Origin of the sequence: Streptomyces sp. WY228 (assembly GCF_019287315.1) — a bacterium.
In the GTDB taxonomy this organism is placed as follows: domain Bacteria; phylum Actinomycetota; class Actinomycetes; order Streptomycetales; family Streptomycetaceae; genus Streptomyces; species Streptomyces caviscabies.
Map to the genome: position 1 here is coordinate 245,696 of NZ_CP079114.1, position 22,071 is coordinate 267,766.

At 71.8% G+C, this 22,071-nt stretch carries 18 protein-coding genes; 4 read left to right on the top strand and 14 right to left on the bottom strand.

Annotated features, from left to right (window positions below; genetic code table 11):
* Nucleotides 1-120: 120 nt before the first annotated feature.
* Both KV381_RS01080 and KV381_RS01085 read right to left on the bottom strand, forming a co-directional pair.
* Nucleotides 121-1,626, bottom strand: coding sequence for a transglycosylase SLT domain-containing protein (locus KV381_RS01080; RefSeq protein WP_193463990.1), 1,506 nt, complete (start codon nucleotides 1,624-1,626; stop codon nucleotides 121-123).
* Between the two features lie 16 nt (nucleotides 1,627-1,642).
* On the bottom strand, nucleotides 1,643-2,629 hold the full coding sequence (locus tag KV381_RS01085) for an alpha/beta hydrolase family protein (RefSeq protein ID WP_103538363.1): 987 nt from the start codon (nucleotides 2,627-2,629) through the stop codon (nucleotides 1,643-1,645).
* A 419-nt stretch (nucleotides 2,630-3,048) separates the two neighbouring features.
* On the opposite strand from KV381_RS01085, the gene KV381_RS36285 reads away from it, so the two are divergent.
* Entirely contained in the window at nucleotides 3,049-4,647 is a 1,599-nt protein-coding gene (locus KV381_RS36285; protein WP_230543891.1) for a hypothetical protein, read from the top strand.
* A 51-nt stretch (nucleotides 4,648-4,698) separates the two neighbouring features.
* Here the strand turns inward: KV381_RS36285 and KV381_RS01095 are convergent, their stop codons facing one another.
* From KV381_RS01095 to KV381_RS01105, 3 genes are all read right to left on the bottom strand, one after another.
* On the bottom strand, nucleotides 4,699-5,877 hold the full coding sequence (locus KV381_RS01095; RefSeq protein ID WP_030086427.1) for an acyl-CoA dehydrogenase family protein: 1,179 nt from the start codon (nucleotides 5,875-5,877) through the stop codon (nucleotides 4,699-4,701).
* Nucleotides 5,878-5,976: 99 nt separating this feature from the next.
* A complete protein-coding gene (locus KV381_RS01100) occupies nucleotides 5,977-7,131 on the bottom strand; it encodes a methyltransferase (RefSeq protein WP_030629801.1) in 1,155 nt (384 codons plus the stop codon).
* 128 nt (nucleotides 7,132-7,259) lie between these two features.
* Nucleotides 7,260-7,472 (bottom strand): hypothetical protein, encoded by a 213-nt coding sequence (locus KV381_RS01105; RefSeq protein WP_030086423.1) that lies wholly within the window; start codon nucleotides 7,470-7,472, stop codon nucleotides 7,260-7,262.
* Between the two features lie 159 nt (nucleotides 7,473-7,631).
* Between KV381_RS01105 and KV381_RS01110 the strand changes: the two genes are divergently transcribed.
* Nucleotides 7,632-8,183, top strand: coding sequence for a GH25 family lysozyme (locus tag KV381_RS01110; protein WP_030086421.1), 552 nt, complete (start codon nucleotides 7,632-7,634; stop codon nucleotides 8,181-8,183).
* Nucleotides 8,184-8,438: 255 nt separating this feature from the next.
* Entirely contained in the window at nucleotides 8,439-9,260 is an 822-nt protein-coding gene (locus tag KV381_RS01115) for an endonuclease I family protein (protein ID WP_030086419.1), read from the top strand.
* A gap of 212 nt (nucleotides 9,261-9,472) precedes the next feature.
* Here KV381_RS01115 and KV381_RS01120 read toward each other — a convergent pair whose 3' ends face one another.
* From KV381_RS01120 to KV381_RS01135, 4 genes are all read right to left on the bottom strand, one after another.
* Entirely contained in the window at nucleotides 9,473-10,252 is a 780-nt protein-coding gene (locus KV381_RS01120; protein ID WP_218784260.1) for an alpha/beta fold hydrolase, read from the bottom strand.
* Nucleotides 10,253-10,506: 254 nt separating this feature from the next.
* A complete protein-coding gene (glsA, locus tag KV381_RS01125) occupies nucleotides 10,507-11,856 on the bottom strand; it encodes a glutaminase A (protein WP_218784261.1) in 1,350 nt (449 codons plus the stop codon).
* A 13-nt stretch (nucleotides 11,857-11,869) separates the two neighbouring features.
* A complete protein-coding gene (locus tag KV381_RS01130; RefSeq protein WP_030629798.1) occupies nucleotides 11,870-12,433 on the bottom strand; it encodes a hypothetical protein in 564 nt (187 codons plus the stop codon).
* Between the two features lie 58 nt (nucleotides 12,434-12,491).
* Nucleotides 12,492-12,986 carry a DUF1269 domain-containing protein gene (locus tag KV381_RS01135; protein ID WP_030629795.1) on the bottom strand — a complete coding sequence of 165 codons (495 nt, stop codon included), beginning with the start codon at nucleotides 12,984-12,986 and terminating at the stop codon, nucleotides 12,492-12,494.
* A 117-nt stretch (nucleotides 12,987-13,103) separates the two neighbouring features.
* On the opposite strand from KV381_RS01135, the gene KV381_RS01140 reads away from it, so the two are divergent.
* Nucleotides 13,104-14,219: a chemotaxis protein gene (locus KV381_RS01140; RefSeq protein WP_193463988.1), complete on the top strand. Its 1,116-nt coding sequence runs from the start codon at nucleotides 13,104-13,106 to the stop codon at nucleotides 14,217-14,219.
* Between the two features lie 28 nt (nucleotides 14,220-14,247).
* Here KV381_RS01140 and KV381_RS01145 read toward each other — a convergent pair whose 3' ends face one another.
* The 5 genes from KV381_RS01145 to KV381_RS01165 all read right to left on the bottom strand — a co-directional run bounded on the left by KV381_RS01145 (nucleotide 14,248) and on the right by KV381_RS01165 (nucleotide 22,045).
* Nucleotides 14,248-15,207 (bottom strand): D-2-hydroxyacid dehydrogenase family protein, encoded by a 960-nt coding sequence (locus tag KV381_RS01145; protein ID WP_030629791.1) that lies wholly within the window; start codon nucleotides 15,205-15,207, stop codon nucleotides 14,248-14,250.
* An 85-nt stretch (nucleotides 15,208-15,292) separates the two neighbouring features.
* The gene (locus KV381_RS01150) at nucleotides 15,293-17,671 is read right to left on the bottom strand and encodes a phosphoketolase (protein ID WP_218784262.1); all 2,379 of its coding nucleotides are present in this window, start codon (nucleotides 17,669-17,671) and stop codon (nucleotides 15,293-15,295) included.
* Between the two features lie 45 nt (nucleotides 17,672-17,716).
* Complete coding sequence (locus KV381_RS01155; protein WP_086777331.1) at nucleotides 17,717-19,129, bottom strand: NADP-dependent succinic semialdehyde dehydrogenase; 1,413 nt, start codon at nucleotides 19,127-19,129, stop codon at nucleotides 17,717-17,719.
* Between the two features lie 162 nt (nucleotides 19,130-19,291).
* Complete coding sequence (locus KV381_RS01160) at nucleotides 19,292-19,750, bottom strand: ATP-binding protein (protein WP_030086395.1); 459 nt, start codon at nucleotides 19,748-19,750, stop codon at nucleotides 19,292-19,294.
* Between the two features lie 195 nt (nucleotides 19,751-19,945).
* Nucleotides 19,946-22,045, bottom strand: a complete 2,100-nt coding sequence (locus KV381_RS01165) for a xanthine dehydrogenase family protein molybdopterin-binding subunit (RefSeq protein WP_030086394.1) — start codon at nucleotides 22,043-22,045, stop codon at nucleotides 19,946-19,948.
* Nucleotides 22,046-22,071: the final 26 nt, after the last annotated feature.

A 22,071-nucleotide genomic window follows, 5' to 3' on the forward strand; every position in this document is an offset into this window, starting at 1 on the left:
CGGAGGCCGCGGCCGGGGCACGGCCCGTGAGCGGGAGCACGAGGGCTCCCGCTCCGGCCGCGCGCAGCACGTGGCGTCCGCTGAACGGATGCACGAGAACGCTCCAGAGGTACGCCGCCGTCAGGTGACCGCGGGTCCGGCGGTCTCCTTGAGCCAGCCCCACCGGGACCAGGTGGAGAAGCCGGTCTGCCAGCGGTGGTAGACCCCGGTGGGGTTGGTCCCGAAGACCTCGATCCGGCCGTCGGCGTTGGCCGCGGCGGTGATCTCCGTGCCGCCGGTACCGAAGGACTCCCACGGGCTGTACGAGGCGTTCACCCCGGTCTGCCACATGTGCTGGGCCTCGCTCGCGTTGATCGCGAACACCTCGACCCGCCCGTCCACGGTGCGCTGACTGGTCAGCCGGGAGTCGGCGAGGCCACCGGTCTCCTTCCAGCCGGACCAGCTCGTGGGGCCGGTCTGGTACCTGTGGAAGACGCCGACGGGCCCGGAGGCGAACACTTCGAGCCGGCCGTCCTGGTTGTGGTCGACGGTCAGGTCATGACCACCGGTGCCGAAGTCCTCCCAGGCTGACCAGCCGCCGTTCACGGCCGTCTGGTACAGATGCTGGAAGACCTCGGCGTTGAGGGCGAACACCTCCAGCCGGCCGTCCGGCGCCTTCGCCAGCTCGATACGGCTCCTCCCCGGACCGCCGCCGGTCCCTTCCCAGCCCGACCAGCCGCTGTTGGGGGCCGTCTGGAACCGGTGGAACACGTCCTCGGGGCCGGAGGCGAAGACCTCAAGACGGCCGTCGTTGTTGGAGCCCACAGCGAGGTCGTGGCCGCCTTCGCCGAAGTCCTCCCAGCCGGACCAGCCGCCGGAGGGCCGGTCCTGGTAGCGGTGCTGGAGGATCCGGTCGTTGATCGCGAACACCTCCAGCCGGCCGTCGGCGTTCGGCCCGATCGCCAGCTCCGCTCCTGCGGGCCCGGCGATGAACTCCCACTCCGACCAGGTGCCGTTGATGTTCTCCTGCCATGCGTGGTGCACGCCGTCGGCCCCCGCGGCGAAGACCTCGAGACGCCCGTCCGCCGACCGCGCGGACACCACACGGCCCGACTCCGCCGGATACACCAGCGGCGCGGGACCGGGCCCGGGATGGTCGAGACGGTCCACGGCTCCACGCGCCGTGCCCATGTGCCGCTGATGGTGGCCCTGGTTGTAGGTGGACCAGGGGCTCCAGTCCGTACCCCTGGAGGAAATACGGAAGGCCTCGTTCGCATTGCACTGCGCGTCATAGGCACAGGCGTCGCTGACCTCGGCATGCCAGTAGTCATTGATCTGCCACAGTCCGCGGTCGGTGGACGGGGGCGTGTTGTTCGTGCGGTTGTACGCCTGCGGATTGCAGCTGGACTCCGCCAGGGCGACGGCGACGGCGGTCACCAGGCTCTCGCCCCGGAAGCCGGCGTGGTATCCGACCTGGGCACACAGGTCGCTCGCGTCGGCGGCGCCTATTGCCCGGGCCGGGACCGGGGAGGAAAGGGTCTGCGCCCCGGCGGGTGAGCCGGCGGCGAGCCCCGGCAGAAGGATCACGGTCAGCGCGAGAAGCAGCCCGAGCACCCGCCCGGACATGCCTCGGAGAACGACGGACATCACCCGAGGCCCCCCGTCATGCCTTGCGCAGGCGGGCGATGACACCGTTGATGTCGCGCTCCAGCAGGTCCCGGCGGACCCAGTGGCCGCCGTCCACCTCGTGGGGCTCGTGGGGGATGCCCGCGCGGTCGAGGTGCCACCTGAACTCCCGCTGGGTGGCGAGCACCACGGTCTCGTTGGCGTATCCCTGGATGTCCTGGGGGCTGGTGCCGGCGACCAGGAAGACCCGCTTGTTGCGGTAGCTCTCGACGCGCTCGCACGGGTTGTCCGCGCTGACCCGGGCCTGGTCCCAGAAGGGCACGCCGTAGATGGTGCCGCCGCCCAGCTCCACGGCGGCGGAGGAGGCGTTGGCCCAGTGGGTCACCAGGTCGCCGTTGCCCCCGCGCAGGTTGGCCGGGCCGGAGTGGGCGCTGACCGAGGCGAAGTGGCCGTAGTACTTGGCCGCGTACTTCAGGGCGCCGAAGCCGCCCATGGAGAAGCCGGAGACGGCCCGGCCGTCGTACTCGGCGTACGTACGGAAGTTGGCGTCGACCCACGGGAGGAGCTGAGCGATGTGGAAGTGCTCCCAGTCCCGGGCCCCGACGTTGGTGTTCACCGGGTTGGAGTACCAGCCGGCGCGCCCGCCGTCGGGCATCACGACGATGAGGTCCTTCCAGGCGGTCAGGCCCCGGATGTCGTGATGCGCGTCGAAGGTGATGAAGTCCTCCAGGCCGCCGTGGAACAGATAGAGGACGGGGTAGCGGCGCCCGCTGGTGTGGTAGCCGTCGGGCAGCAGGACGTTGACGGCCGGGGTCCAGCCGCCGATGGCGGAGGTCTGGAACCGGTAGTACCACATCCGGTGATCCTGCTCGCCGCGCTCCGTGATACGCAGGCCGAAGCCGTCGCCGACCGCCGCGGCCGGCGACGCCGACGCGAGAACGCCGCCGGCGCCCAGGGCCGCCGCGGCGGTGAGTCCGCCGGCGGACTTGAGGATGCTTCTGCGGGTGGGGTGCTGCGCGGTCAAGGTGACCTCCTGTGGGCGGGCTGGCTGAGGACCCGGCTGCCTTCACAGCGACACCGGCGTTCGGAAGCTAGCGAGCCACGCCCGGGAGGAGTATCCGGAACCTTACGGACTGACAGAACCGGCTCATGTCCTCTAGAGCGTGTCCGGCGGGCCTGACGGACCTGACGGGCCTAGGCCCGGCGAGCCAAAGACGCAAAGGGGCATCGCGCTTGACGGCCCGACAGGCTTCGCGTCACCGGCCTTAGCCGGACGGGCCGCGGCCGTCCATCCGCAATTCTCCGGATCCCCGGGCCGCCCCTCTCTCGGCTACCTTCGGCGCGACCACACCGTGACCCGGCGCGATCACTCGGCGACCCGGCACGATCACGGCGGTCCCCCTCTCGTACGTGCCTCGTACCGCTACCGACCAGGAGCCCGTTGTGAGCGCACACCATCCCTCCCGCAGAGCACTGCTCAGAGCCGCCGGTGGATTCTCGGCCGCGCTGTCCCTCGCCGGCGCGGGCGTCCTCGCGACCGGATCCGCGGCCGGTGCCACCGGACGCGACGGCCTCCGCTCCGCCCAGCGCGTCCGCTCGGACGTGGGCGGCCCGATCAGCCGCGACGAGATCCTTCTCCGGGCCCAGCACTGGGTGGATCTGAACGTCTACTACAACCAGAACGACTCCCACCCGGACCTGCAGGGCAGGCACTACCGCACCGACTGCTCGGGCTTCGTCTCCATGGCCCTGCACCTGGCCTCGTCCCCCAGTACGGTCACCCTGCCCGAGTTCATGGACCCGATCGGCTGGGAGGATCTGAAGCCCGGGGACGCCGTCGGCACGCTCGGGCCGGGAACCGGGGGCGACGCGGGGCACGTCGTGCTGTTCGCCGGCTGGGCCAACCAGCAGCACACGCGCTTCTTCACCATGGAGGAGATGGGCGGGGCCGGGTCCGTCCGCTACGAGCGGCCGATCAACTACACCACGAGCGGGGGCCGGTTCGTCGCCAAGCCGTTCCGCTACAGGAAGGTCGTCGAGGCTCCCGCCCACCGCGTCGTCAGCCCCTCCGAGACGGGCCGGGTGGTGTCCGCACGGTCGGCCGACGGCCGGCTGGAGACCTTCGCGGCCGGCGCGGACGGGGTCCATCACGCCTGGCAGACCGAGGTGAACGGCGGCTGGTCGGCCTGGCGGCCGCTCGGCGGACCGCGCAACGCGCAGATGGCCATCGCGCCCAACGCGGACGGCCGGCTGGAGCTGCTGGCGATCAACGGCGAGACGGCCCAGCACATCTATCAGACCGGCCCGTCCAAGGAGTGGTCAGGCTGGGAGGAATTCGGCACCGCCGGACGGTACATCGCCGCCGGAACGAACGCCGACGGCCGTATCGAGGTCTTCGCCTCGGGCCCGAAGGGCGTGTACCACCGGTACCAGACCGAACCGAACGCCGGCTGGTCGGGCTGGGAGTTCACCGGTGGCGGTCCCGTCGACGCGCGTCTGGAAATGGAGAAGTCCCCCGACGGCCGCCTTGAGGTGTTCGCGCTCAACGGCACCGTTTTCGAGCACCAGTACCAGCTCGCCCCCAGTGGCGGCTGGTCCGCCTGGGAAGGCTTCGGCGAGGGCGGCCACGATCTGACGGTGGACCACAACGCCGACGGGCGCCTGGAGGTGTTCGCCTCCGGACCGGAGGGCATCTTCCACCGGTACCAGGAGAGCCCGACCTCCTGGTCGAGGTGGGTGGGGACCGGCGGCCCGGCCGACGCGAAGCTCACCAGCGAACGCACCGCCGACGGCCGGGTGGAGGTCTTCGCGATCAGCGGGGAGACCGCCGTCCACGCCTGGCAGACCGGGATCAACGCCCCCTTCAGCGACTGGGCGCCCATCGGCACCGGCGGCACGGACATCACCGCCGCCACCAACGCCGACGGCCGCCTGGAGGTCTTCGGGACCAGCCATGCGGGCGTCTACCACACCTGGCAGACCGGCTTCTCCGACTGGGCCCCGTGGGTGTGGCTCAACGGCTCCGGTCCGGCGATCAACTGACGGCGACGGGGCCGGCCGGGCCGGGGCGCCGCTCGGTGCTCCGGCCCGTGGTCACCGCCGCACGCGTGGCATCCCCAGCCCGATCCACGAGATGATCTCCCGCTGGATCTCGTTGTTGCCGCCGCCGAAGGTGAAGATCACGGCCGAGCGGTAGCCGCGTTCCAGTTCGCCGTGGAGCACCGCACCGGCCGAGCCCTCCTTCAGCGCGCCCGCGGAGCCGACGATCTCCATCAGCCAGGCGTAGGCGTCCCGGCGGGCCTCGGAGCCGTAGACCTTGACGGCCGACGCGTCCTGGGGGGTGAGGGTGTTGTCCTGGAGGGCGGCGACCATCTGCCAGTTGAGGAGTTTCATCGCGTCGAGGCGGGTGTGGGTGCGGGCGAGCAGGGCGCGGACCCAGCCGAGGTCGATGACCCGGCGGCCGTCGGCGAGCTTGGTGTCGGCGGCCCAGCGCTGGACGTTGTGCAGGGCGCGGACCGCCATCGTGCCGTGGGCGGCGAGGGTGACGCGTTCGTGGTTGAGCTGGTTGGTGATGAGCCGCCAGCCCTTGTTCTCCTCGCCGACGCGACGGGAGACCGGGACGCGGATGTTCTCGTAGTAGCTGGCGGTCGTGTCGTGCGAGGCGAGGGTGTTGATCAGGGTGCAGGAGTAGCCCGGGTCGCTCGTGGGGACCAGGAGCATGGTGATGCCCTTGTGCGGCGGGGCGTCGGGGTCGGTGCGGACGGCGAGCCAGACCCAGTCGGCGGTGTCGCCGTTGGTGGTCCAGATCTTCTGGCCGTTGACCACGTAGGTGTCGCCCTCGCGGACCGCGCGGGTCTTGAGGGCGGCGAGGTCGGTGCCCGCGTCCGGTTCGCTGTAGCCGATCGCGAAGTCGATCTCGCCGGCCAGGATGCCGGGCAGGAAGTGGGCCTTCTGCTCGTCGGTGCCGAACTGCATGATCGTGGGGCCGACGGTGTTGAGGGCCATCAGCGGCAGCGGAACGCCGGCCTGGGCGGCCTCGTCGAAGAAGATGAACTGTTCCATCGGGGTCAGCCCCCGGCCGCCGTACTCCTTCGGCCAGCCGACCCCCAGCCAGCCGTCGGCGCCGAGCCTGCGGACCGTCTCGCGGTAGAAGCGCTTCTGGGCGGCGGGTTCCGCGTAGCGGGCGTAGGCGTTGTCGGGCACCAGGGTCGCGAAGTAGGTGCGCAGTTCGGTACGCAGCCGCTGCTGCTCAGGTGTGTATTCGAGGTGCACGGCCCCTCCAGAGTCTCGCGTCGGCGTCCCCGTGTGCGGCGGCGCACACAGTAGAACCTGTTGCAAGAATCCGGAAGGGCCGGGACGCGGGGACCGGCGTCAGCGCTTGACGGCGCGCAGCACCACGAACTTCGGATCGCCCGCGACCGTGGTGCAGTTGCCGAAGATCCGGCGCAGCTGGGTGTGGTACGAGAGGTGCCGGTTGCCGACGACCCAGAGTTCGCCGCCCTGCCGCAGCGCGGTCCGCGCACCGGCGAACATCGTGCGGGCGGTGGCGTCGGTGGTCGCCAGGTGCGAGTGGAAGGGCGGGTTGTTCAGCACCAGGTCGACGCTGCCCGGTTCGAGGTCGCCGAGGCCGTCGGCGACCAGGAAGTCGGCTTTCGCGCCGTCCGGCGCGCCGGCCCGGAAGGTCTCCTCGGCGGAGGCGACCGCCCCGTAGGACTCGTCGACGAAGGTGAGGTGCGCGTCGGGGTTGGCTCGGGCGGCGGAGAGCCCGAGGACGCCGTTGCCGCAACCCAGGTCGACGATCCGGACGGCCCCGCCGCGGGTGGGCAGGTGCTTCAGGAAGAAGCGGGTGCCGATGTCGAGGCGCTCGGCGCAGAAGATTCCCGCGTGGTTGACGGTGGTCAGGCCCGCGACGGGGCCCACGTCGGCGGGCAGTTCGTAGCGGTACGGCCAGGGGCTCGGCGTACGCGGGAGCCCGGTGTCCGGGGTGCTGAAGATGAGCCGCGCCTTGCGCACCGCGAGGGAGGTGCGGGTCGGGCCGATGATCCGCTCGAAAAGCTTGAGCGTGGAGGTGTGGATCTCCTTGACCATGCCGGTGCCGATGACCACGGTGCCGGGGTGGACGGCCGGGGCGAGCCGGTGCAGCTGGTCCTCCAGGAACGCCAGGGACTTGGGCACCCGGACGATCAGGACGTCGATCCGGTCCGGCGGGGTGTCGCGGGAGGACAGCTGACGTACGGCGTCGGTGTCCAGGCCGTTGCGCGCGAGGTTGGCGAGGGTGGCGCGCCGGGCCAGGTAGGAGTCGCTGATCTGGACCGGCCGGTGGGTGGCCAGCGCGGTGGCGAGCGCCCCCCACCGGTCCCCCACGACGGCCACCGTCCCCGAGAGGTCGACCGGGCCCGTCTCGGGGTCCGTCAGCTGCCGGAGCAGATATTCGTCGGCGGCGTCCCACGCCCGGAAGGGGTCGCGCGGGTGCTCGGGGAAGCGGGCGAGGTCAAAAGCGCCCTGCGAGGTCGTCAAACGGTTCATATGTCACTCAGGCTAGCCGAGGGAACCGGGGGCGCCCCACACGCTCCCCGGCTCCTCGGCCGCCGTCACCTCGGCGTCACGGCTCCGCGCACCGCCCGCCGGGTGCTCCCACGGGCCCTCGGGAACCGTCAGGGCAGTTGTTTGTCGATGGCCGACCGCCCCTCGGCGGCCAGCTTGCGCCGCGCCCATTCCAGGGTCTCGGGCGTCAGGTCCCGCCCGGAGGCGAGCACCAGGTCCTCCGCGCTCGGTCGGTCGCTCGCGCCGGTGTGCAGGAACCGGTCGGGGGTGACGCCCCCCGGCCCGGACACCGGCGCGGATACGGATTCGGGCTCTTCGCTCATGCCGCCTCCTCGTCCTTGCGGCAATTCTCGCGCCGCACGGACCCGACCGCATCCGAGGGGGCCCGCGGGCTCTTCCCCGGAAGGGTGAATCAGCCCTTGGCACCCCCGGGGAGTGGGCAGGAGAGGGACGTTCCTGCTCCATCTCCCGAGGCGGTGCCCATGCTCCACGGCGTCGATGTCAGCGCTTATCAGCCCTCCTACGACACGGACGGTCTCGACTTCGTCATCGTCAAGTCCACCGAAGGCCGCACCTATGTCAATCCGCGCATGGACGCGCAGGTGAAGCGGGCCCGGGACGCCGAGTGCGTCGTCGGCTTCTACCACTTCCTCTGGCCGGGGGACGTGACGGATCAGGTGGCGTACTTCCTGGCCAAGACGCCGGAGAAGGCGGGCGATCTGCTGGCGGTCGACTGGGAGCAGACCGGCGGCGGCACGCGCGCGAGCAACGCGGAGAAGGACCGGTTCATCCGCGAGGTGAAGCGGCAGCGGCCCGATCACCGGGTCCTGCTCTACTGCAACCGCTCCTTCTGGCTCAACCACGACACCACCGGCTACGCGGGCGACGGCCTGTGGATCGCCGACTACGTCGCCGCGGGCAAGCCCCGCATCGAGGCGGACTGGCGCATCCACCAGTACACCGACGATCCGCTCGACCGGAACGTTGCCGACTTCGCGTCGGTGCGGGCGCTGCGCGACTGGGCCGCCGGATAGCACCGGACAGCGCCGGACCCCATCGGTCACAGCTGTCCCGTCCGCCCCCGGGAGCCCTTCCGCCGGGGGCGGAGTGCCGTCCGCGACCGGTTCCGACCAACCCTCTCTTGACCTGCACATGATGGATACAGAGTGTTCACTCCTGGAGCACGGTGCGTGTGGAAGGCTCCCGGCTGACCACCTACCGCACGGCCGCCGCACAGGCCCCCACCCAGGGCCCGTCGCGACGCCCGCGTTCCGGAGAGGACACCCCACATGTCCCGTCGTCATTCGTTCTACGCGCGTCCACTGCTGGCCGCCGCGGCGGCCGTCACCGTACTCACCGGCACCGCCGCCGCGGCGCCCGCGGACGACGCGCCCGACCGTCACACCGCCGTCTCCGCCGCCCTCGACGACACGTACTACCAGGACGCGCTCGGCAAGACCGGGGCCGAGCTGAAATCCGCCCTGCACACGATCATCAGCGACCAGACCAAGCTCTCCTACAGCCAGGTGTGGGACGCCCTCAAGGCCACCGACGAGGATCCCGCCAACTCCTCCAACGTCGTTCTGCTGTACACCGGGCGCTCCCAGTCCAAGAACGACAACGGCGGCAACTCGGGCCAGTGGAACCGGGAGCACGTCTGGGCCAAGTCGCACGGCGACTTCGGCACGGCGACGGGCCCGGGCACCGACGTCCACCATCTGCGGCCCACGGACGTCCAGGTCAACTCCACGCGCGGCAACAAGGACTTCGACAACGGCGGAAGCGAACTGTCCAACGCGCCCGGCAACTTCACCGACAGCGACTCCTTCGAACCGCGCGACGAGGTCAAGGGCGACGTCGCCCGCATGATCCTCTACATGGCCGTGCGCTACGAGGGCGACGACTCCTTCGCCGACCTCGAACCCAACGACCAGGTGAACAACGGCTCCGCCCCGAAGATGGGCAAGCTGTCCGTCCTGAAGCAGTGGAGCCAGGAGGACCCGCCGGACACCTTCGAGAAGCGCCGCAACGACGTCATATTCGAGCAGTTCCAGCACAACCGGAACCCGTTCATCGACCACCCCGAGTGGGTCGGCTCCATCTGGTCGTAGGTTCTCGAAAGCCGCGCCACGTCCTCGGTGCCACCTGCATATGAGCACCACTTACGGGTTCTTGCTGAGATCCGCGGACAAGGCGCGCTCTGACGCGTGGTGGGGGTCGGTTTCTCCGGCCCTCACCCCGTGAACACGCGTGACCCCGTGAACACGCGTGACCACGTGATCTACGAGCCGCGGGTGGAGTCCGCGAGCACGTCCCGTGCCGTCTACGAGATGAGGAAGTCCAGGACGAGCGGGCTCGCGACGACGCGGAACTCCTCGAAAAAGGCGTGCCGCGCACCGGGGATCATGTGCAGGCGGGCGCCGGGGATACGGCCTGCGAGCAGAGGGGCGTTGGCGGCGGGGTTGAGCAGGTCGTCGCTGCCGTGCACGACCAGCGTGGGGGCGTCGATGCCCGGCAGGAGATGCCACGCATCGTGCTCATTGCTCGCCACCAGGTGGCGGCGCTGGGCGTGCGCGGGCATGCCCGGGTCGCCGAGCGTCCGGTACGGCCCGGGGTTCGCCTCCAGCCAGGCCGGGGTGTACATCAGCTCCAGCAGGGCCCGCCGCGCCGCACCCGGCTGCGTCTGCACCAGCGACCGGCGCACCTCGCCGGTGCGTTCCACCGCATGCGGTCCGCCGGGCGACGTGCACCCGAGCACCAGGGCGCGCACCCGGTCCGGATGGCGGGCCGCGAGCTGCTGGGCCACGCGCCCGCCCATGGAGGTGCCGTAGACGTCGGCCCGGTCGATGCCGAGGTCGTCGAGCACCGCGACCACGTCCTGGGCGAACAGCTCGGTGCTGTACGGGGTGTCGGGCTTGTCGCTCTGCCCCGTACCGCGGTAGTCGAGCGTGATGGTGCTGCGATCGGCGTGGAAGTCCTCACGCACCCCGTCCCACCAGCGGTGGTTGTTCGCCTGGCCCGCCAGCAGGACCAGCGGCGCCGTCCCCCCGCCCTGGACCTGATAGGCGATATCGATCCCGTCGGGCGTCGTCGTGCGCGGCATACAGGTCGTCACTCCTCATGGTGGGACACCAGCGTGTCGTGGCACCGGGGCTCCCGGCAGACCCGGCCGTCTCCTACGACGGGAAGGACTCTATGACGGAACGAACCGAGCGCCCCCGACCCCGACGCGAGGAGACTGACCGCCAGCCGGTTTCTCGACGTGAATGACGTCGTCGGCCTCGGAGCGGAAGAACCGCCGGCCAGCAATCACGGCCAGCGCCACGTGCGGCGGGAGCCCGCACCGGTGGAGCCGGCTCAGCCCTCCCCGGCCAGGGCCTGTGCGCAGCCTTCGACGGCAGCCTCTCGGGTGGCGAAGCGCGGCAGGTCCTGACCGGTCCCCCGCCGGACGACATCGGGCGGACCCAGCAGATCGCGCGGATCGACGACCGCCGCGCGCCGCCCGTCGGAGGTGAGCCGCGCGAGACCGGTGTGCAGCATGGCCAGGGCCACCGAGTCGATGGCCGTGACGTCGTGCAGGTCGAGCACCACGGAGCCGCCGTTCGGACCGGACTCGTCCAGGGCGTACAGCACGCGTTCGGCGGCCGTGAAGTCGATGGACCCCTGGGCGACGACGACGCCGACCTGTTCGTGCAGGGCCCGTTCGTGCTCGGCCGACGGCGCCGACGGCAGATCGTCGGCGGTCGTGACGAGGGTGACGGTGGAGCCGGGCAGCGCCGGGTTGAGCATGAGGTGCAGTCCGTACCGTTGCGACAGCGTCTCCAGTGCGGCGTGGCCGCGTACCGAACCGCCGGTGGCGTCCAGCGGCGGGCTGTACGTGGCGACCCCGAAGCGGGCGGGGCCCACCGCGATGAGGCCGCCGGACACTCCGCTCTTGGCGGGCAGCCCGACGCGCAGCAGCCATTCGCCGGAGCCGTCGTACATGCCGCAGGTCGCCATGACGGCGAGGACCCGGGCCGCGACCTCGGCGGAGACGACCTGTTCGCCGGTGACCGGGTTGACGCCGCCGTAGGCGAGGGTCGCGGCCATCGTGGCGAGGTCGACGGCGGTGACGCGGATCGCGCACTGACGGAAGTAGCGGTCGACCGCCAGGACCGGGTCGACGGGCATCGTGCCGGTGGAGCGGATCAGATACGCCAGTGCCCGGTTGCGGTCCCCGGTCATCGATTCGGAGCTGAACACCTCCTCGTCGACGTCGAGTTCACGTCCGGCGAAGTGGCTCAGGCAGCGCAGGATCCGGTCGAAGGCGGGCTCGTCCGGGGTGTCGGGGATCAGCGCGGTGGTGACGATCGCTCCGGCGTTGACCATGGCGTTGGCGGGCCGGCCCGTATCGGGTTCCAGGCTGATGGCGTTGAACGCCTCGCCGCTCGGCTCGGCGCCCACCCACCGGCTCACCTCGTCGAGGCCGAGGAGGGAGAGCGCGAGGGCGTAGACGAACGGTTTGGAGACGGACTGGAGGGTGAAGGGGGTCTCGGCCTCGCCCGCGCTGTAGCGGTGTCCGTCCATGCTGACCAGCGCGAGCCCGAAGGCGTCCGGGTCGGCGAGGGCCAGCTGGGGAATGTAGTCGGCCGGCTTCCCCTCCCGTACGTCGATGAACCGGGCGCGCAGGTTCTGGAGCGAGTCGGTCACCGCGTCGGCGGCACTCATGGGCGCCGGCCCCTCAGCCGCGCTCGGCCTGGGCGACCCGGGGGAAGGTCTTCACCCCTGCGGCCTTGCGGCTGTTGGCCTGGACGTTGACCGTGCGGTCCGGCGGCGCGTCTTCCACGCCGACGACCACGGTGTCCAGGACCTTGTCCTCGGCGTCGACGAACTCGACCTTCACGGCGTAGAACGCGGCCTTGTCGGTGGGGTTGGTGACCCGGACGAGCGCGCTGCGGACCTCCTCGGACGCGGTGACCGGCAGTCCGTTGACCGAGACGTCGCCGACCGCGTTGCCCCGGCCCTCGACCTCGTCCAGCCGCTTGGCGGCCTCCTGGCGTACGCGTTCGGATTCGGCGGACACCGAGGCCGCGAAGCTCTGCTGGGTGCGCGGGCTCGGTGACTCGGCGGGCGACTCCTCCGGCTCGGGTGTGAGCGTGTGGACGCCCTGGTCGGTGCCTTCGCTGCTGGTGTCGGAGTCGCAGGCCGTCGCACCGGCGAACAGCAGGGCCGCCGCCGCGAGGGGGGCCAGGGTGCGGGCGGCGAGGCGGCCGCGCGCCCGGCGCACAGGGAGGTTCGCTTTCACGGACGGTCCGTCCAATCCAAGAGAGGGGATCCGGGTGAGGAAAGGGGGTGTGCGCGGGTCATGCCGTCTCGTCGCCGAAGATGTCGCGGAGCTTCGCCTCGCGCTCGGTGTCGAGGTTGCTGTGGAGGAGTTCGGCGCCGTCGCCGGGCAGCTGCGCGCCGATCCGCTCGGGCACCTCGTCCGTGGTCAGCAGGAACAGCGCCGAGGTTCCGGGCGTCACCTTCTCCTTGACCTCGGCGATGAAGTCGTCGTCGATGCCGACGTCCGCGAGCTTCCCGCCGAGCGCTCCGGCGGCTGCCCCGATGGCGGCGCCCAGCAGCGGCATGAGGAAGATCAGCCCGAAGAGCATGCCCCAGAAGGTCCCGCTGAGGGCCCCGGCGCCGACGAGGTTGAGCAGCTGTTTCGTGCGCGGCTTGGCCCGGTCGGCGGGCCAGCTGACCACCGCCGCGTCGAGGATCTTGATCAGCCCTTCCTTCTGAAGGGCTTTCAGCGCCTCCTCGACGCTCTCGGCGCCTTCGGCCGTCCGGAACTTCCACACCGTGAGGGTGGACATCGCGCAACCTCCCGCACTCCAGGAGCAACAACTCGCTCATATTAGGATCAAAAGGTATGAATTGACTCGTCGAAGCATCCGCTCAGACGGAGCGGGTTCGAGCCCCGGGAGGGAACGATGGATACGGACGCCCTGACCGCCGACCTGTTGCGGGAGCTGCGGGCGACCCGGCCCTATCCGGCCCTGTCCCTGACCATGCCGACCCACCGCAAGGCCCCGGACAACGCCCAGGACCCGGTCCGGCTGCGGAACCTGGTGGCCGAGGCCGGACACCGCCTCGACGCCGACCCCGAGGTCAGCCGCGAGGTCGCGGCGGCTCTCCGGGCCCAGCTGGAGCGGGCGGCGGCCGAGGTGGACCCGCGCGGGGCGCTGGACTCCCTGGTGATCCTGGCCACCACCGACGAGTACGGGATCTGGCAGCTTCCGCGTACCGCACCCGAACGGGTGGTGCTCAGCGACACCTACCTCACCCGCAACCTCGTCGCGGCCAAGGCCCAGACCCGGCCGTTCCGGGCGCTGACCGTCGCCGCCGACCACGCCACGCTGTGGATCGGCACGGGCGACGGCATCCGGCCCGAGAAGACGGGCGGCTTCCCGCTGACCGCGCCGAAGGAGGCGCCGAACCCGCAGCGCGAGGAGCGGATCGGCGACACCCCGAGCACCTTCACCGACGAGGAGACCCGGAACTTCTTCCGTGACGTCGACGAGAAGCTGCGCGCGGTGCTCGCCGACGATCCGCGTCCGCTGTATCTGATGGGCCTGGCCCCCGCGCTCGCCCTGCTGGACGAGGTCGGCACCGGCTCCGGGTCCGCCCTCGGCCGGGTCGCCAAGGGCGCGCCGGCCGATCTGTCGCCCGCCGAGGTGCTCCGGGAGCTGCGGCCCGCCCTCGACGAGGGCGTACGCCTGGCGGCCGCCGAGGTGGAGACCCGGCTCGACCACGCCCGGGGCGCGCACTCCTTCGCCGGAGGTCTCGACGAGGTGTGGGCCGCCGTCCGGGAGGGCCGGGCCGGTCTGGTCGCGGTGGAGGAGCACTTCCAGGCGGCCGTGCAAGTGACCGACGAGCATCTGGAGCCGGTGCCCGAGGGGAGCACGCAGACCGCCGACGGCACGATCCGCGAGGACATCGTCGACGAGCTGGTCGAAGCGGCGCTGGACAGCGGCGCCGACGTGGTGTTCGTCGAGGACGGTTCGCTGGCGGAGTACGGCCGGATCGCGGCGGCGCTGCGCTACTGACCGGGACCGCCCACCCGGGGCCCGGCCGTCAGCCCAGGCGGCGGACGGGCTGCCCGTCGAGGAACGCCCTGATGTTCTCCACGGCCTGGCCGTAGTAGGTCTCGTAGTTGGCGCGCGACACATAGCCCAGGTGCGGGGTGGCCAGCAGGCGCGGGGCCGTGCGCACCGGATCGCCGGCCGGGAGCGGCTCGATGTCGAAGACATCGGTCGCGGCCCCGGCGATGGAGCCCGCGCGCAACGCGGCGAGCAGGGCGTCCGTGTCGACGATGGCCGCCCTGGAGGTGTTGATCAGATACGCGGTCGGGCGCATCCGGGCGAGTTCGGCCGCGCCGATCAGGCCGCGGGTCCGGTCGCCGAGCGCCAGGTGGACGGAGACGAAGTCGCTGTCGGCCAGCAGTTCTTCCTTGGAGGCGGCCAGGGCCACGCCGACCTCGTCGGTACGTTCCTTCGTGAGGTTCTGGCTCCAGGCCACCACGTCCATGCCGAAGGCCAGGCCGACCTGCGCCACCCGGGCGCCGATCTTCCCGAGCCCCAGCAGGCCGAGCCGCCTGCCGTGCAGATCGGCCCCGAGGGTGGACTGCCAGGGCCCGCCCGTGCGCAGCGCTTCCGCCTCGGGGACGACCCCGCGCGCCAGGCCCAGGAGCAGCGCCCAGGTGTGCTCGACGGGCGGGGTGGAGGAGCTGGCGGTGCCGCAGACGACGACGCCGTGCCGCTTCGCGGCGTCGAAGTCGATGACGGAGTTGCGCATGCCGGAGGCGATCAGCAGGCGCAGCCGGGGCAGCCGGGCGAACAGCTCCGCCGGGAACGGCACCCGCTCGCGCAGGGTGACCACGATGTCGAACCCGGCCAGGGCGGCGGCAGCTTCGTCCTCGGTGGCGAGGTGCTCGGTGAACGACACCACCTCGACATCGGCGGTGACGGCCGACCAGTCGACGACGGTGGTGGCCACGGACTGGAAGTCCTCGATCACAGCACAGCGCGGCTTCATGGCGGCCTCTCCGGTGGGTGGCGGGTCGCCGTCCATGATCGCTCATCGGCCGTTCCGGTGGAACGGCGGCCGGTGAAAGCCCCTGTCAGCCGCCCCACTTCCAGTCCACGACCTCCGGCAGATCCGTGCCGTGCTCGCGGATCCAGGCGTGGTGGCGGGTACGGGTGTCCGCCATCTCCTGGCGTACGGCGACGGCGCGGACGCCGAGCCCCGGCACCCGGTCGATGACGTCCATGACCAGCCGGTAGCGGTCGAGGTCGTTGCGGACGACCATGTCGAACGGCGTGGTCGTGGTGCCCTCCTCCTTGTAGCCGCGCACATGGAGGTGGGCGTGGCCGGTCCGGCGGTAGGCGAGCCGGTGGATCAGCCACGGGTAGCCGTGGTAGGCGAAGATCACCGGCTTGTCGCGGGTGAACAGGGCGTCGTACTCGGAGTCCGGCATACCGTGCGGGTGTTCCGTGTCGGGCATCATGCGGGCGATGTCGACGACGTTGACGACCCGGACGGCCAGCTCCGGCAGATGGCGGCGGATCAGATCGGCGGCGGCCAGCGTCTCCTGGGTGGGTACGTCCCCGGCGCAGGCGAGGACCACGTCCGGTTCGCGTGCGCCGTCCTCGGTCCCGGCCCAGGTCCAGGCTCCGGCCCCGCGCGCGCAGTGGGCGCGGGCCTCCTCTGGGGTGAGCCAGTCGAAGGTCGGCTGCTTCCCGGCGACGATGACGTTGACGTAGTCGCGGCTGCGCAGCGCGTGGTCGGCCACCGAGAGCAGGGTGTTGGCGTCCGGCGGGAGGTAGACGCGCACGACCTCGGGGCTCTTGTTGAGGATGTGGTCGACGAAGCCCGGGTCCTGGTGCGAGAAGCCGTTGTGGTCCTGGCGCCAGACGTGCGAGGTGAGCAGGTAGTTGAGCGAGGCGATCGGCCGCCGCCAGGGCAGCCGGCGCGAGGTGCGCAGCCACTTGATGTGCTGGTTGACCATGGAGTCGACGATGTGGGCGAACGCCTCGTAACTGGAGAAGAGCCCGTGCCGTCCGGTGAGCAGATAGCCCTCCAGCCAGCCCTGGCAGAGGTGTTCGGAGAGCACTTCCATCACCCGGCCGTCGTGGGCGAGGTGTTCGTCGGTGGGCAGGGTCTCGGCCTGCCAGGCCTTGCCGGTGGCCCGGTAGAGCGCGTCCAGCCGGTTGGAGGCGGTCTCGTCGGGACCGACCACCCGGAAGTCCCTGCGGTCGGTGGTGGCGGCCATGACGCTCTCCAGGAGGCCGCCGAGCACCTTGGTGGGCTCGTGGAGCGTGGTGCCGGGCCGGTCGACCCGTACGGCGTGGTCGGCCGGGTCGGGCAGCGGGAGGTCACGCAGGAGCAGCCCGCCGTTGGCGTACGGGGTGGAGCCGAGCCGGGACTCCCCCTCGGGCACACAGGCGAGGACCTGTTCGGTGGGGCGGCCGTCGGCGTCGAAGAGTTCGGCGGGGCGGTAGGAGCGCAGCCAGTCCTCCAGCTGCCGCAGATGCCCGGGGTCGTCCCGGACGCCGGAGAGCGGGACCTGGTGGGAGCGCCAGGTGTTCTCGACGGGCTGTCCGTCGACCTCTTCGGGGCCGGTCCAGCCCTTGGGGGTGCGCAGTACGATCATGGGCCAGCGGGGGCGTTCGGTCGCGCCGCCCTCGCGGGCCGCCCGCTGGTACGCGCCGATGCGGTCCAGGGCGGTGTCCAGGGCGGCGGCGAGCGCCCGGTGGACGGCGGCCGGGTCGTCGCCGGTGACGAACAGCGGGTCGTGGCCGTAGCCGCGCAGCAGGTGGCCCAGCTCCTCCTCGGGGATCCGGGCGAGGACCGTCGGGTTGGCGATCTTGTAGCCGTTGAGGTGGAGGATGGGCAGGACGGCCCCGTCGTGGACCGGGTCGAGGAACTTGTCTCCGTGCCAGGAGGCGGCGAGCGGTCCCGTCTCGGCCTCGCCGTCGCCGATCACACAGGCGACCAGCAGGTCCGGGTGGTCGAAGGCGGCTCCGTAGGCGTGGGCGAGGGCGTAGCCGAGTTCACCGCCCTCGTGGATGGAGCCGGGGGTCTCGGGGGCGACGTGGCTGGGCACACCGCCGGGGAACGAGAACTGTTTGAACAGCGCGCCCATGCCCGCGGCGTCCCGGCCGACGTCCGGGTAGGTGGCGGAGTAGCTGCCCTCCAGCCAGGAGTTGGCGAGGACGGCCGGTCCGCCGTGACCGGGGCCCCAGACGCACAGGGCGCTCAGCTCGCGGGACTTGATCACGCGGTTGAGGTGGGTGTGGACGAGGTTGAGCCCCGGTGAGGTGCCCCAGTGGCCGAGCAGCCGGGGCTTGATGTCCTCGGGGACGAGCGGCCGGGTCAGCAGGGGGTTGGCCATCAGGTAGATCTGGCCGACGGCGAGGTAGTTGGCCGCGCGCCAGTGCGCGTCGAGCGCGGCGAGTTCATCGTCGGAGAGGGAGGAAGGGGCAGGTGTGTCGCTCACGGGGCAGGTCTCCTCGTCGGGTGACGGCGCACGGGCGGGGTGTCCTCAGGACGCCTCGGGGCCGTACCACAGCGTGGTGGCGTTGCAGAACTCGCGGATGCCGTGTCCGGCGAGCTCACGCCCGTAACCGGAGCGCTTGATCCCGCCGAAGGGCAGGGCGGGGTGCGAGGCGGTCATCCCGTTGAAGAAGACCCCGCCCGCCTCCAGGTCACGGGCGCAGCGCTCCTGCTCGCCGGGGTCGCGGGTCCAGACGTTGGAGCTGAGGCCGAAGGGCGTGTCGTTGGCCAGGTGGATCGCCTCGTCGAGGTCGGCGACCCGGTAGAGGGTGGCGACCGGTCCGAAGGTCTCCTCGCGGTGGACGCGCATGGCGGTGGTGATGCCGGCGAGCACCGTGGGCTCGTAGAACCAGCCGTTCTCCAGGCCGCCGCCGAGCTTGTCGGGCCGGCGTCCGCCGCACAGCGCCTCGGCGCCCCGCTCGACGGCGTCGTCGACGAGTTCCTCCAGGTCGGTGCGGCCCTGTTCGGTGGAGAGCGGGCCGATGTCGGTGGCCTCCTCCAGCGGGTCGCCGACGGTCAGGGCGCGCATGCCCGCGGTGAAGTGCTCGGCGAACGCGTCGTGGACGTCGGCGTGCACGATGAAGCGCTTGGCGGCGATGCAGGACTGGCCGTTGTTCTGGACCCGGGCGGTGACGGCGGTGGCGGCGGCCTTCTCCACGTCCGCCGAGGGCAGCACGAGATAGGGGTCGCTGCCGCCGAGTTCCAGCACGGTCTTCTTGACCTCGTCTCCGGCGGTGGCGGCGACGGCGCGCCCGGCCGGTTCGCTGCCGGTGAGGGTGGCCGCGACGACGCGCGGGTCGCGCAGGACCGCCTCGACCGCACCGGAGCCGATCAGCAGCGTACGGAAGCAGCCCGCCGGGAATCCGGCCCGGTGGAAGAGGTCCTCCAGGTAGAGGGCGGTCTGCGGGACGTTCGAGGCGTGCTTGAGGAGTCCGACGTTGCCCGCCATCAGCGCGGGGGCGGCGAAGCGCACCACCTGCCAGAGCGGGAAGTTCCACGGCATCACGGCGAGGACCACGCCGAGCGGACGGTAGCGGACCAGCGCGCGGGCGGCGCCGGAGTCCTTCACGTCGGCGGGGTCCGGGTGTTCGTCGGCGAGCAGCCCTTCGGCGTGGGCGGCGTACCAGCGCATCGCCTTCGCGCACTTGGCTGCCTCGGCGCGGGCCGCCGTGACGGGCTTGCCCATCTCGACGGTCATCGTGCGGGCGATGGTGTCGCGGTCCTCGTCGAGGAGGTCGGCGGCCCGGTTCAGCCAGCCGGCGCGCTGTTCGAAGGGGGTGGTGCGGTACTGGTGGAAGGTCTCCGCGGCGGCGGCGATCCTGCGGTGCGTCTCCTCCTCGCCCAGGGCGTCGAAGGACCTGATCAGTTCGCCGTTCGCGGGGTTGACCGTCGCGATGGGCATGGCAGTGGCCTCCTAGCATCGGTACTTCGACCGTCCCGCGCCGCACCGGTCCGCGCAACGCGGCCCTCCCCTCCTCCGCACGTACCCGGCCGACGCGGATCATGCGTGCCGAGAGGGCACGTTCCGCGTCGGCCGGTGTGCGGTCCGCCCTGCCGGGGGCGGTTATACGAGCGCTGCCAGGGGCAGGTCGCGGGCGGTACGGACGCCGGGCAGCGGGGCGTACGGGAGCAGGCCCGCGGCCTTCGGCGCCTCGGCGTAGCGGGTGAACCAGACCACCTTGCCGTCCGTGGTCCGGCAGGTGCCCCAGCTGTCGCTCAGGGCCATCACCCGGCTCAGCCCGCCGCCGGCCGGCAGCAGCCGGGGCATCCGGGCACTGTTGTCGGCGACGGACACGGTCACGTGCCGTCCGGTCCAGCGGAGTTCGAGGACGCAGGTGTTGCCGTCGCCGACATGCCGGTGGACGTTGGTCAGGAGTTCGTCCAGGGCCCGGCAGACCGGCCGGACGTGCAGATCGAGACTCCAGTGACGCAGGTGCGCGGCGACGATCCGCCGCAGCTGGGAAACGCGCTCTGCCGACACCTGCAGTTCGACCGAGTAGTGCCGGTCGAGTGGAACGGTCATCGTCGAGGCTCCTCACCACGAGGCCCACGTGCTTCACCCCGTCGTACTTTTCACCCCGTCGTACGAACGACCCCCGAACACGAAGCGTGAGCACTGATCACTTCTGGGTCACTCCTCAGGGTGGGGCCGGTACGCCGGACGCGCAACAGCTGGGCCGTCCGTGCTGGTCGGAGCCGGTGTCCTGACTCAGGACGATCACAGCAGGTAGGGCAGCAAGGTGTCCGGGGTGAGGGGCAGTTCGCGCAGCCGGGCGCCGGTGGCGTGGCGGACGGCGTTCCCGATGGCGGCCGCGGTGCCGACGATCCCGATCTCTCCGATGCCCTTGCTGCCCATCGGGTTGAGGTGGCGGTCGTCCTCCTCGATCCAGTGCGCCTGGATGTCGGCCGTGTCGGCGCAGACGGGCACGTGGTAGGCGGCGAGGTCCTTGGCCGTGAAGTCGCCGAAGTCCGGGTCCAGGCCGCAGTCCTCGGTGAGCGCCATGCCGATGCCCATCACCATGCCGCCGGTGAACTGGGAGCGCGCGGTGCGGGCGTTGAGGATCCGTCCGGCGGCGTACACGCCGAGCAGCCGGCGTACGCGCACCTCGCCGGTGACGGCGTCCACGGCGGTCTCGGCGAAGTGGGCGCCGAAGGCGTGCCGGGCGTACGGGGACTCCTCGCCGGTCTCCTGCTCGGTGTCGGCGGTGGTGGTGATCCCGTCGGTCGGCAGCGGACCGGTGTGCTCCGCGAGGCGGGCGGCCAGGTCGGCGGCGGCCTTGTGCACGGCCCAGCCCCAGGACGCGGTGCCGGAGGAGCCGCCGGCCAGCGGGGCGGTGGGCAGATCGGTGGAGCCGATGTCGATGTGCACGGCCTCGGGCTCGACGCCGAGCGCGTCGGCGGCGATCTGGGCCAGGACGGTGCGGGCCCCGGTGCCGATGTCGGTGGCGTTGACGGCGATGCTCAGCGCGCCGTCCGGTGCGGCGTGGGCGCTCGCGGTGGACCGGGAGACGAGCACGGGGTACGTCGCCGAGGCCACGCCCGTACCGATGAGCCAGCGGCCCTCCTGGCGGGCGGCGGGCCGGGGGTCGCGGTCGTGCCAGCCGAACCGCGCGGCGCCGTCGCGCAGGCAGGCGGCGAGACCGCGGCTGCTGAAGGGGCGGCCGCTGTCCGGTTCGGTCTCCGGTTCGTTGCGCAGCCGCAGCTCCACGGGGTCCAGGCCGAGCGCGGAGGCGAGCTCGTCCATGGCGGACTCCAGGGCGTACATCCCCGAGGCCTCCCCCGGGGCGCGCATCCAGGAGGGGCTGGGCACGTCGAGAGCGGTCACCCGGTGCGCGGTGCGGCTGTACGGCGAGGCGTACATGGTGCGGGCGGGCACGGCGGCCTGCTCGACGAACTCCTTCACGGTGGAGGTCTGGGTGACGACCTCGTGGCTGACCGCGGTGAGCACCCCGTCCAGGCCCGCGCCGAGCCGGACCCGCTGGATGGTGGGGGCCCGGTGGCCGATGACCTCCGCCAGCTGGGCTCGGGGGAACACCAGCTTCACCGGCCGCCCGGTGTGCCGGGCGGCCATCGCGGCCAGGACCGCCTGGGGGCGGGTGGTGCCCTTCGAGCCGAACCCGCCGCCGACGTGCTCGGAGACCACGGTGATCCGGTCGGAGGCCAGGCCGAACGCCCGGGCGAGGCTGCCGCGCACCTTGTCGGAGCCCTGGCTGGAGTCGTGGACGGTGAGGTGTCCGTCCTCCCAGACGGCGGTGGCGGCGTGCGGCTCCATGGGGTGGTTGTGCAGGGCGCCCATCCGGTACGTGGCGTCGACCTGGACGCGTGCCCCGGCCAGGGCCCGTTCCACGTCGCCGCGGACCCGGACGGCGGGGAAGCCGCCGTTGGCCTCCTCGGGCGTGTAGAGGCCCGGGTGGTCCTCGGTGAGGGTGACGTCGAACGGGTCGCGTTCGTACTCGACGTGGAGTTCCCCGGCGCCGGTCCGGGCCGCTTCGAGGCTGTCGGCGATCACGAGGGCGATCGGCCAGCCGTGGTGCGGGACCCGGTCGTCCTGGAGCACGGCGAGGATCGGGTCGTCGGGCTCCTGGAGGCGGGGCGCGTTGTCATGGGTGAGGACGGCGTGGACGCCCGGTACGGCGAGGGCGTCGACGGCCCGTACGGCGGTGACGCGACCGGCCGCGACGGTGGCCGGGACGGTCCAGGCGTACAGACAGCCGGAGGGTGTGCGGTCGGCCGCGTAGCGGGCGCTGCCGGTGACCTTGTCCCGGGCCTCTCTGCGGACGACGGGCGCACCGGGGAACTGCGGGGCTCGGGTGGTCATGGCGATGGGTCCTCGGGGGTCGGGGG